At 33.9% G+C, this 12,236-nt stretch carries 10 protein-coding genes; 6 read left to right on the plus strand and 4 right to left on the minus strand.

From position 1 onward, the window contains the following. Positions 1-64 precede the first annotated feature (64 nt). The 4 genes from ABWH96_RS12900 to tgt are packed head-to-tail and all read right to left on the minus strand — an operon-like array spanning position 65 to position 5,050. Positions 65-1,921 (minus strand): hypothetical protein, encoded by a 1,857-nt coding sequence (locus ABWH96_RS12900; RefSeq protein ID WP_375577942.1) that lies wholly within the window; start codon positions 1,919-1,921, stop codon positions 65-67. A gap of 11 nt (positions 1,922-1,932) precedes the next feature. Next, positions 1,933-2,844 (minus strand): DMT family transporter, encoded by a 912-nt coding sequence (locus ABWH96_RS12905; RefSeq protein ID WP_375577943.1) that lies wholly within the window; start codon positions 2,842-2,844, stop codon positions 1,933-1,935. After that, complete coding sequence (locus ABWH96_RS12910) at positions 2,841-3,914, minus strand: LptF/LptG family permease (protein WP_375577944.1); 1,074 nt, start codon at positions 3,912-3,914, stop codon at positions 2,841-2,843. Before ABWH96_RS12910 ends, ABWH96_RS12905 begins: the two co-directional genes overlap by 4 nt. 5 nt (positions 3,915-3,919) lie before the next feature. Next, positions 3,920-5,050: a tRNA guanosine(34) transglycosylase Tgt gene (gene tgt, locus ABWH96_RS12915; protein ID WP_375577945.1), complete on the minus strand. Its 1,131-nt coding sequence runs from the start codon at positions 5,048-5,050 to the stop codon at positions 3,920-3,922. A gap of 84 nt (positions 5,051-5,134) precedes the next feature. Between tgt and ABWH96_RS12920 the strand changes: the two genes are divergently transcribed. From ABWH96_RS12920 to yidC, 6 genes are all read left to right on the plus strand, one after another. Next, on the plus strand, positions 5,135-6,256 hold the full coding sequence (locus tag ABWH96_RS12920) for a glycosyltransferase (protein WP_375577946.1): 1,122 nt from the start codon (positions 5,135-5,137) through the stop codon (positions 6,254-6,256). Continuing rightward, a complete protein-coding gene (locus tag ABWH96_RS12925) occupies positions 6,247-6,864 on the plus strand; it encodes an RNA polymerase sigma factor (protein WP_375577947.1) in 618 nt (205 codons plus the stop codon). The genes ABWH96_RS12920 and ABWH96_RS12925 overlap by 10 nt, the downstream gene beginning before the upstream one ends. Position 6,865: 1 nt before the next feature. Continuing rightward, complete coding sequence (gene rsmG, locus ABWH96_RS12930) at positions 6,866-7,489, plus strand: 16S rRNA (guanine(527)-N(7))-methyltransferase RsmG (protein ID WP_375577948.1); 624 nt, start codon at positions 6,866-6,868, stop codon at positions 7,487-7,489. Positions 7,490-7,499: 10 nt separating this feature from the next. Beyond that, complete coding sequence (locus ABWH96_RS12935; RefSeq protein WP_375577949.1) at positions 7,500-8,252, plus strand: hypothetical protein; 753 nt, start codon at positions 7,500-7,502, stop codon at positions 8,250-8,252. A 172-nt stretch (positions 8,253-8,424) separates the two neighbouring features. Continuing rightward, complete coding sequence (locus ABWH96_RS12940; protein ID WP_375577950.1) at positions 8,425-10,059, plus strand: CTP synthase; 1,635 nt, start codon at positions 8,425-8,427, stop codon at positions 10,057-10,059. Between the two features lie 11 nt (positions 10,060-10,070). Further along, entirely contained in the window at positions 10,071-11,927 is a 1,857-nt protein-coding gene (gene yidC, locus ABWH96_RS12945) for a membrane protein insertase YidC (RefSeq protein ID WP_375577951.1), read from the plus strand. Positions 11,928-12,236 lie beyond the last annotated feature (309 nt).

The raw sequence follows: 12,236 nt of genomic DNA on the forward strand, positions 1-12,236 counted from the left end.
ATATAAATGGAGGAAGATTACAAGTAGGGAAAATCCTGTGTTATATAATTCTGATGATATAGAATCAAATCTTATCAATAAAACTCCATCTCAATTTTTCGGCTTTACCTTTTCTATTGAATCGCCTGACTTTACGCTGAACATAATTTAATTCACGATATTGATCTTCTAGCCTTCTTAGTTCTATTCTTTGTTCAATTAAAGCTTGTCTATAAGATTGAACTCGATTCACTAATTCACTATTTCTCAACTCATCATCAGTTTCATCTTTTATAGAATAGGTATCAAGATAACTTTTGTTTCTTACTATTGATTTCTCAACATCCTCCAATCGACCTTTTAAATTGATCACTTTACCCTCTTGATTAAATGCTAGTGCATTCACACTACTGGTAATGGCTAAAAGAGCACCTGCATATGGAATAGCTTCATTAGCAACAGTATGGTCTTCAAAAAAAGCTCCAGTAGCACTAAAACTACCCAAGAAAAAGGTAGTGAAGAGCAATCCTTTTTTTAGTCTCTGATTTCTTTGAACTCTGTAGTCCAACTCTCTTATTTGTTTCCTAAGTCCAACCAATAATGCATCCGTAGATTTTTGATAATCAACAAGTTGACGATAGAGTTTTTCTGTATTCACCCCCTCATTTACGGTAACAGTAAAAAACTTACTATCTGTTGCTCCTTCGGGATCCGTCACTGTAAATAAAACATCAAATTGAACAGGTATTCCATCAGCTTTTACAATATCAAATCCCAAAGTATCACTCATAAGAAATAATCGATCACCTTCTTGTTGTACATAGAGCCAATCAGGTTCGTTTTCAAGCGAATATTTTAATTCTGATATTGGATGATTATTATCTTGAATAAAAACCCTTCTTTTTATATCATACCCTTCCCTTACACTAAGATTGCTTAGTTTGGTTATTAAAGGTGGGTCATTTTTCTCACTTTTGAGAATGGTAATCTCTTTCTCCACAAAATGCTTTGAATCTTCCGCTTCTTCTGCCTTCAATTTAATTTTGAGAGGGAAAATTGAGCTTATATTGCTCATTTCCATAGAACTTAGTTTCCATGTGAAAATTCCTTTCTCATTGATATTTGGGGCTCCTACTGTGACTGGAATATCAACAGAATAAACCACAGGATCATTATTGGGGTCATAAACGGAAAAATCAATATCTAATTCCTGATCAGCAGTTATAATATAGGTATCATTGACATTATTTCGCAACTTAGGAGGTAGCTCCTGTCCTATTATTTGGAATCGATATTTTCTTCTATATACCGCATTAGTATTATCGATAGCAATTAAATCAAGGTCAAAATATTTCTTCACTACTTGTTTCTGGCTAGGTGTCCAATCCAATATCAGTCTGTTCCCTATTACGTGGGTGTCTGCCTGATCAATAGTTGTTAAATCACTATCATTATTCCAAATATAACTTAAAACAACATCATCTGGATTTGCACTATTTCGAGTAGTAGCTACAAATTCAAGATTATATTCTTCTCCTTGTAATAACTTTATAAATGCCCTACTATCTAAAGAGTCAGGCTCCATTTCAATTGAAGGAACTGAAGCTCTAGCTGATATTTTAATCAAAGTTTTTGAAGATGAAACAATATTATCAATCGAATCTTTTAAATAAAAATAAACAGAATGTAGCCCTCTATCCTCTCCATCAGTTTCCCAATAGAACTCTCCTTCTTGATCATCAAAATTAGCATCTAAAATATCGCTTTTCCATGTAAGTTTAAGGTTCTGATTCTCTTCTTTATTGTACTTAACTAAGAATACGACTCCTTCCCCTACCATAGCTTCCACCAATTCAGGAGATTCTAACACATTTTCATCTTGAGCATAAGTGTTAAATGAAAGAAAAAATATAAAAATTAAAAAATACTTGATTCTCAACATTTTAGATTGAATTACCTAATTAAATCGCTTTGTAATGCTCTTCTTTTCATTATCCTATTAATCATTGGATAAGTAAGTACTGACAACAAAATGATCGCTGTACCTACATAAAAGCCAAAGCTCATTTTTTCCTCTTCACCAAAAATAAGAAAAGCTAGGATAATTCCATATATAGGCTCTAAGTTTACTGTAAGGTTTACCACAAAAGCACTTATAACTTTTTGTACTTTTATTGACATAGAAAAAGCCAATACTGTACAGATTCCAGCTAAAATAATGAGGTAAAACCAATCCCATTGAAACGGAATAAAATTGATGATTTCAGTATCGAAATAATAAAGGTAAAGCGGAATTAGCAATATTGAACCCAAAAAAGCACCCATCATCTCATAAAAAGTAATTACATAATGATTATGTCGGTGGGTAAGTTTCCCATTCAATACGGTAAATACACTGGCTAACATAGCTGCCAATATAGCCATGATCAAACCTTCAATATATTGGAACTCCACACTGAATATAATGTATAGTCCAATTACCACCATTACGCCCAGTGCCAATTCGTAAACTTTTACTTTTCTACTACTCATCAGAGGTTCAATTAAACTGGTCCAAAAAGAACAGGTGGCTATTCCTACCAAACATACTGAGGCCGTGGATACTCTGGCAGCAGCAAAAAATAAAATCCAATGCAAGCCAATAATTAAACCCACTCCGGTGATTTTGAGAAATTCTTTAAAGCCTACTTTAAAGCTGAGTTTCCAAAAATATAGTAGAAATAACAGTATAATAGTGGCAAAAAGTGTACGGTAAAAAACTACTGCAACTGCTGAGATATTAATCAATAAACCTAAGATAGCGGTAAGCCCCCAGATCAAAACTATAAAATGCAGTTGAATATAATTTTTTACCTCATTTGTCATCGGGGTACAAATTTATACAGAAACAATCCTACTAAACTAAATGTGATATTAGGTAACCAAACTGCCAATAGCGGATTCATGGTAGAGTTTTCAGCAATTGCTTTACTTAAAATGAAGAATATTATAAAAACGAAGGCTATAACAAACCCAAGTGCAATCTGAAAACCAGTTCCTCCCCTTTTCTTTTTGGAGGAAACTATTACTCCAATAAATGTCAAAATTATAGCTGCAAAAGGTGCCATAAACCTGATATATCTTTCAATAAGATAAATTTTCACATTATCTGCTCCCCTTTCCCTTAGCAAATTGATATAATCGTTCAATTCAGTTAAGGTAAGGGTCTCTTGTAAACCATATGTATTACCAAAATCTTTTGGAGTAATATTAAGAACGGTATCCATTTCTTTTCCTTCTGAAAAGGTCTCTTCCATTCCATCGAACTTTCTTAGCGTCCAATCTTTTATTTTCCAATTACTTTGGGCTGAATCCCATTCAATTCTTCTGGCACTTAACTTTTCTTTAAGATTTCTATCCTCAATATGCTCTAAGGTAAACCTATAACCAACATCTCTTTGGTTATTATAGCTTTCCATATATGCATAAGTTTCAGGAGCTATTTTAAGATGAATGTCACGATCAGTAAAATAGAATGGCTTTTTTATGTAGGCCGTTTCAAATGCTATTCTGGTTTTATTGGCATCTGGTATGACATAGGCATTTAAATAAAAACTGGAGATAGCCACTAAGCCTGCACCCATCATATAAGGCACGAGAAGTCTTCTGAAACTCATACCACTGGCCAACATAGCCACAATTTCTGTATGCCCAGCCATTTTTGAGGTAACGAATACAGCTGCTATAAAAATCGTGATGGGAGTAATTAAATTACCAATCCAAGGAATAAATGCCCCATAATAAGGCAATATCTCAAGAAAGGTTAAATTATGTTCCATGAAATCATCATTCTTTTCCGTATAGTCTATCACGGTGACTATAGCCAAGATGATAATCACCACAAAAACGAATGTGGATAAGAACTTTTTAAGTATGTATTTATCTAATAGCTTCATAACTCTTAAAGTCGGGTCATTAGTTTTTTGACCATTTTCTCCTTCCACTCATAAAATGTGCCAGATGTAATTTGTTCTCTTGCTTGTTCTACTAACCAAAGGTAAAAAGTTAAATTATGAATACTGGCAATTTGCGCCCCCAGAATTTCTTTTGAATGAATTAAATGTCTCAAATAGGCCTTAGTGTAAAATGTGTCCACATAAGTCCCTAAAGTTGGGTCGATAGGTGAAAAATCATCTTCCCATTTTTTATTTTTAATATTGATGATGCCTTCTGTGGTAAAAAGCATACCATTTCTTGCATTTCGAGTAGGCATAACACAATCAAACATATCCACACCCAGTGCAATACATTCCAAAATATTGGCAGGTGTCCCCACTCCCATCAAATAACGAGGTTTATCTTGAGGAAGTATATCACAAACCAACTCGGTCATTTCATACATATCTTCAGCCGGCTCACCAACGGACAATCCGCCTATGGCATTCCCTGCCCTATCTTTGGATGCTATTTCTTCAGCTGATCTTTTCCTTAAATCTTTATAAGTACTTCCTTGCACAATCGGAAATAGAGATTGTTCATAGCCATAATGTCCTTCGGTAGTATCAAACTGCTGGATACACCTATCCAACCATCGATGCGTCATATCCATAGATTTCCTTGCATATTCATAATCGCATGGGTAAGGTGTGCATTCATCAAAAGCCATAATGATATCGGCACCAATCTTTCTCTGAATATCCATTACACCTTCCGGACTAAAAATATGAGAAGATCCATCAATGTGAGACTTGAAAGTCACTCCTTCTTCTTTAATTTTTCTTGTTCCAGATAGGCTATATACCTGATATCCACCGCTATCAGTTAAAATAGGTTTCTCCCAACCATTGAATTTATGAAGACCACCCGCTTTTTGTAGAACATCCAAACCAGGACGTAGATATAAATGGTAAGTGTTTCCCAAAATAATTTGAGCCTGAATATCCTCTTTTAATTCCCGCTGATGTACGGCTTTTACCGAACCAGCCGTTCCAACAGGCATGAAAATAGGAGTTTTTATATTACCATGCTCGGTAGTGAGTTCACCAGCCCGAGCATTTGAGTTTTTATCTTTATTAGAAATCGTAAATTGCATAAGAATGCAAAAATATAGCTTCTTAAGAATTTATAGTTTTTATTTTCTAATATCTTTGTCAAAAAGCAGAATCAATTTCAAAGTATGGGTCAAATCCACCTAATAAGTATTATTTTTTTTATTGTATTTTTGATTCAAGCTTATTTTCATTTCCGATATTTTTTCTCATTAGTCTTTAAAAAGCATCAGACTTCAACGGAAATTCATAAAAAAGAAGCAGTATCCGTTATTATTTGTGCACATAATGAGCTTGAAAATCTAAAACAGAACCTAACGCTATTTTTAAATCAAGACTTTGAAGAATTTGAAGTAATAGTAGTCATTGACCGCTCTGATGACGGAAGCAAAGAATGGTTAAAGGGTCAATTAGACTTGTATTCTCATTTAAAAGTTATTCCCATTGAAGAGACTCCTGAAAATTTTAATCCAAAAAAATATGCCTTAATGATAGGAATAGAAACGGCTGAAAACGATATAATTCTATTGAGTGACGCAGATTGCAAGCCAGTTTCTGCTCACTGGGTTGACAGAATGTCACGATCTTTCACGAAATCTGTTTCAATCGTTTTGGGTGCTTCTTTGTATGAAAAAGAAAAAGGCTTTTTAAATCAGTTCATCTGCTATGAAACTTTACAAACTGCTCTTCTTTATATCTCTTTTGCTTACAAAAAAGAAGCCTATATGGGAGTGGGAAGAAATCTAGCTTATAGAAGATCCTTTTTCTTAGCCAATAAAGGGTTTAAAGATTTAAGCCACATCATGGGTGGAGATGATGATTTATGGGTCAACAGGCATGCAAACAAGGAAAACACCAGTATTTGCCCCCATCCTGAAAGTTTAACATTTTCAAACCCTAAGGAATCATGGCATTCATTTTTTAGGCAGAAAAAAAGACATCTATCAGTAGGAAAATATTATAAAACCAAAGATAAAATTAAACTAGGACTTTTTCATTTAACCCAAAGTTTGCTGTGGATATTATTTATATTAGGCTTAATGTTGGGAAGTCCGACTGATTGTTTAATTTTAAGTTTCCTTATGTTAATGTATTTAGCAGGACAATATGTCGTATTTTTTAAGCTTAGCATTAATTTTGGGATTAGATTTATGCATTATAATTTACCCGTTTTAGAAATCCTTTTTATATTTTATTATTGGATTTGGGGAATTTATGCTTCACTAACAAAGCATCTTAAATGGAAATAAATAAAAATAGAAATTTTTCAGAAAAGGCATTAAAGGATTTTAGACTCATTGACCAAGCAGTGATAGCCAAAGATCAAATGGCATATGCAGAGTTAATGAAAAGATATAAAAAACCTGTTTATCACATGGTGTTGAAAATGGTGAGGAATGTGGATGATGCAGAGGATTTAACAATCGAAGCATTTTCAAAAGCTTTCAAAAGTCTTCATCGATTTAAAAAAGATTATACTTTCAGTACCTGGTTGTTTAGAATTGCTACTAATAATGCAATTGACTTCATTCGTAAGAAGAAATTAAGGACTATTAGTATTCATTCTTCTTATACTGATGATAATGGTGATGCTGTAGAATTAGATGTAGAAGATAAAGGAAACCTAACTCCTCAAGACAGAGCCATCAAAGATCAAAGGATTGAATTAATGCGCATGTTTGTGGATAAATTGCCTGCTAAATATCAGCGTTTGGTGAAATTAAGATATTTCCAAGAGCTCTCCTATGAAGAGATTGCTACTGAATTGGAGGCTCCATTAGGTACAATTAAAGCGCAATTACACCGATCTAGAGAGTTAATGCGTGAACTAATCACAGGAAAAGAAACCCAATTCTAAGATGGATAGCAGTGCTATAGTGGAAAAGTATTTTCCTCAGCTGAGTGCACAGCAAAAAGCACAATTTCAAGAACTAGGTAATCTTTATGCAGAATGGAATGAGAAGATCAATGTTATTTCAAGAAAAGACATTGAGCATATCTATGAAAAGCATATCCTACATGCATTAGCCATAGCTAAATTCCAAGACCTTTCTGGCAAGAAAATATTAGATGTAGGTACTGGTGGTGGATTTCCAGGAATTCCTTTGGCTATTTTATTTCCTGAAGCGCATTTCACTTTGGTAGATTCTATTGGAAAGAAAATTAAAGTAGTAAAAGCTGTAGCTGAAGCCTTAGGGTTAGAAAATGTTGAGGCTTACCACCAAAGAGCAGAGAAAACAAAAGGAAAATTTGATTTTGTAATAAGCCGAGCAGTCACTAGAATGAAAGCCTTTATTCACTGGGTAGTTGAAAAAGTTCATTCAGATAAACCCGAAGATAATAGTGGAATCATTGCTTTAAAAGGTGGCAATTTAGAAGAAGAAATGGCAGAAATCAAAAGAATGTACCAAGAGATTTCTATTTCAGATTACTTCTCAGAACCATTCTTTGAAACTAAAAAAATTGTATTTGTACCCTTCTAATCATTAAGAAATGAAAGTTTTAAAGTGGATTTTAATTGTATTAGTTGCTCTGGGATTAATCGGGTTTATTGCCTATCTCGTAGTGGATGAGGATTTACCTCAAGGTGAAAAAGGAGAGAAAGCAGAACAACTTGCTGATAAAACGCTTGAAGCCGTCAATGATTCCGCTTGGCAGGAAATAGCTGTTGTGAAATGGAGTCTTGGTGGAATTAATAATCTGGTTTGGGATAAGGAAAGACATTGGGCAAAAGTTTCCTGGGATAATTATGATGTCTTTATAAAATTAGACTCCAAAACAGGAGTGGCATATGCAAAAGGGAAAAAGGTAGAAAGAGATGAAGTTCTTAATAAGCTCTTGAATGATGCTTATGAAATTTGGGCCAATGACTCCTTTTGGTTAAACCCTATCACAAAAATTAGAGATGCTGGAACAGAAAGAAGATATGTCCCTCAAAAAGAAGAAAACCTTGAAGGCTTATTAATAACCTATAAAAGTGGAGGCGTAACGCCTGGTGATTCTTATTTATGGCTTATCGATAAGGAAACTGGAATGCCTGAGTTTGTTAAGATGTGGGTGCAAATTATTCCTTTAGGTGGTGTGAAATTTAGCTGGGAAAACTGGCATACAACCTCAGGTGGTGCCAAAATATCACAAACGCATAAAAGCATTTTCACCATCAATCTTTCAGAACTTAAAACATGGACTTCTATTACTGCTTATCCAGAAAAGGATGAATTTAAAGTTTTAGAAGGAATTAATTAATTGTACAATCTTCCAAAATCTAAATATATTTTATCATTAATTCCCTAATTGTGAAAGCATTCCAAAAACTGCTCAGAAATTTTAACATTAATATCCTAAATAGATGAAGATTTTAAAATGCTTATACTACCTTTGTATCCCATAAGTATATCAGGCATTTCAAAAACAACTTATGGCATCTCAAAAAAATACTAAATACATTTTTGTTACAGGCGGTGTAACCTCTTCCTTGGGAAAAGGGATTATCGCAGCTTCTCTGGCAAAATTATTACAAGCTCGTGGTTTCTCTGTTACGATCCAAAAATTAGACCCTTATATTAATATAGATCCCGGAACGCTTAATCCTTATGAGCATGGAGAATGTTTTGTTACGGAAGATGGGGCAGAAACTGATTTGGATTTAGGACATTATGAAAGGTTCTTAAACATCAATACTTCTCAAGAGAATAATGTTACTACAGGAAGAATCTATAATAATGTAATCACAAAAGAGCGAGAAGGTGCCTATTTAGGCAAAACAGTTCAAGTTATTCCGCATATCACGGATGAAATTAAGCGTAATATTTATGCTGTAGCCGAGAAAAATGAATATGACATTGTTATAACTGAAATTGGAGGTTGTGTAGGTGATATTGAATCCTTGCCATTTATTGAAGCAGTAAGACAGGTCAAGTGGGATGTAGGTCCTAATAATTTTCTAGTTATAAATCTGACGCTTATCCCCTATTTGAAAGCTGCTGGAGAATTAAAGACTAAACCTACACAACATGCGGTTAAGCAATTATTAGAATCTGGTATTCAACCAGATATTTTGGTATGCCGAACGGAGCATAAATTACCACAAGAAATCAGAAAGAAACTAGCTCTTTTTTGCAATGTGAACATCAATTCAGTTATAGAGGCCATGGATGCTGATTCCATTTATGATGTGCCTTTATTGATGAGAAAAGAAAAATTGGACGAAAGGGTATTAGCCAAATTAAAACTTTCTCATAAAGTTGAGCCTGAATTGACCCAATGGAAAAACTTCTTAGGGAAATTAAAAAACCCAATATCAGATATCAATATTGCATTAGTAGGTAAATACATTGAATTGCCAGATGCCTACAAATCAATTACAGAATCCTTTATACATGCTGGAGCAGAAAATGAAACCAAGGTTAATGTAAAATGGATTCATTCTGAAGAGGTAAATGCGGAAAATGTAAAGTCTCTTTTAGATAATGTACATGGTGTATTGGTAGCACCTGGCTTTGGGGAAAGAGGTATTGAAGGTAAGATTGAAACCATAAAATATTGTAGAGAAGAAAAATTACCGTTTTTTGGTATTTGTTTAGGAATGCAGTGTGCGGTAGTTGAATTTGCAAGGAATGTTTTGGGATTGAAAGACGCATCTTCTACAGAAATGGAGATGAAGACCAAAAATCCTATTATAGATTTAATGGAAGAACAAAAAAGCATTACCCAAAAAGGAGGTACTATGCGTTTAGGATCCTATGCTTGCGAACTTAAAAAACATACTAAAGCTTACCAAGCTTACGGAAAAACAAAAATTAATGAGCGTCATAGGCATAGATACGAATTTAATAACAGATATTTGCAGGATATTGAAGCTGCTGGCATGAAAGCTACAGGAATTAATCCTGAAACAGGATTAGTAGAAATAGTTGAAATTCCAGAACACCCTTGGTTTGTGGGTACTCAATTTCACCCTGAGCTTAAAAGTACTGTTTTAAATCCACATCCTTTGTTTGTGCGATTTGTAAAAGCAAGTTTAGAACATAAAATATTATCAGAATCGAATTAATTACAATTTAGATGGACAAAAATCAAGCAACAGGACTTATCCTGATTTCTATTTTAATGATTGCCTATTTCTGGTTTTTTGCAGACACACCGCAACAACCTGAGAATATTGAAGGTAATCAAGTAGAACAAAACGATCAAAAACAAGAAGAACCTGCTCCAGAACAAGAAACTGAAGTTGAGGAATTTGAAAGCGATTCGAGTTTAAACCAAGCACTAGTTCAAAAATATGGTGCTTTTGCAAGTGTTGCTAAAGGTGAATCTGAAATAACTACTTTCGATACCGAGACTTTAGCTATTCAATTTAATTCGAAAGGTGGAAGAGTAAAAAGTGTAGAGTTAAAAGATTTCAAAACTTTTGACGGTCAGCCCCTTATCATCACAAATGAAGAAGATGAGGAAAAAGAACTTTTATTCAATACATCAGCAGGAGCAGTTAATTTATATGATCTTCATTTTGAAATGGAGGGCTCTCCTAGCAGGAATTTAAGCAATGGAGATACTATCCAAATTAAATTTGTAGCTAATATTGCTCCCAATAAAAGTATAGAACAAATTTATACACTTTCTGGAAATCAATATCAGGTAGGTTATTCATTGGCTTTCAATGGTTTCACTAACGAAATACTAGGTGACCAATTGACTCTTCGTTGGAATAAAAAAATGCGGAAGTTCGAAAAGGATCTCGAACAAAGTAGAACGAAAGTAACCATGAACTACTATTCCGAAGAAGAAGGAATGGATGGTTTAAGTGAACGATCAGATGACGATAGCGAGGAAGTTTCAGAAGCTGTTAAATGGTTCTCTTTTAAGCAAAACTTCTTTACTGAAGCCTTGATTACAGATATTCCAATGAAAAGGGCTGAATTTTCTACTGATATTGAAGGTCTATCTGATGATTACGTAAAAAGAGGAAAGGCTAAAATGGAAATTCCTTTAGCTGAAGTAAGCAATAAGGCTGGTGAATTCAAATATTACTTTGGGCCTAACAATTACAAGATATTACAAAAAGTTGCTCCAGATTTCGAGGAGAACGTTTATTTGGGATGGTTCCCAATTAGTTTGGTGAATAAATATATCATCATCAACGTATTTTATGTATTAGAGAAATACATTAGCAGCTACGGATGGATTATCATCATTCTGGTATTATTAATTAAATTAGCACTCTCCCCTCTTTCTTATAAGTCTTATGTTTCCATGGCCAAAACAAAAGTACTGAAGCCACAATTGGACGAGATTAAGGAAAAGCATGGAGGGGATATGCAAAAAGCTCAGGCAGATCAAATGGATCTCTATCGAAAGGTAGGTGTGAACCCGCTTTCTGGTTGTATACCATTATTGCTACAAATGCCTATTTTATTCGCCATGTTCTATTTCTTCCCTAGTTCAATTGAGCTTAGGCAAGAATCATTCTTATGGGCAAGTGATTTATCAACATATGACAGTGTGTTAAGTTTACCATTTGAAATTCCATTTTATGGTGACCATGTGAGTTTGTTCACTATCCTAATGACATTGTCAACATTATTGATTACATGGTCACAAGGACAAGTAAGCTCAGTTCAAGGGCCAATGAAAAACATACAGTATTTCATGCCTGTAATCTTCATGTTTGTATTAAATAACTTCCCAGCAGCTTTAAGTTTCTATTATTTGATAGCCAACTTAATCACTTTTGGTCAGCAGACTTTAATTAGAAGAATGATTGATGAAGATAAAATCATTGCAATTCTGGAAGAGAATAAAAAGAAAAATGCTAATAAAAAGACCTCTAAATTCCAGCAAAGACTACAAGAAGCAATGAAAGCAAGTGAGGAAGCTAAGAAGGAAAAAGAAAAAGGTAAAAACAAAAAGAAGAAAAAGTAATTCTTCTTCATAAGCAGATATAAATAAAAAGGTGAGTCAGCAATGGCTCACCTTTTTTTATTCAATTTCTCAAAAGGATATTCCTACCCATTTTTATGATCTTTAGTTTTTCTAAAATTATAAAAATAATTTACCGTGCTTATGTCAGACATTTCAAATGTCTGACATTAATCAGTTGGATTATCTTAAAATATCTTGAATTTTCTAACTGTGCCAATAAAATGTCCGACATAGATTAACTTTATCAGTAGATCTTATTGAATGAGACTAGAAAAAGGAGATTACAAAATTGGCTGGTTAAGTAGAATG

Source organism: Marivirga tractuosa (assembly GCF_042140215.1).
GTDB classification, from domain to species: domain Bacteria; phylum Bacteroidota; class Bacteroidia; order Cytophagales; family Cyclobacteriaceae; genus Marivirga; species Marivirga tractuosa_A.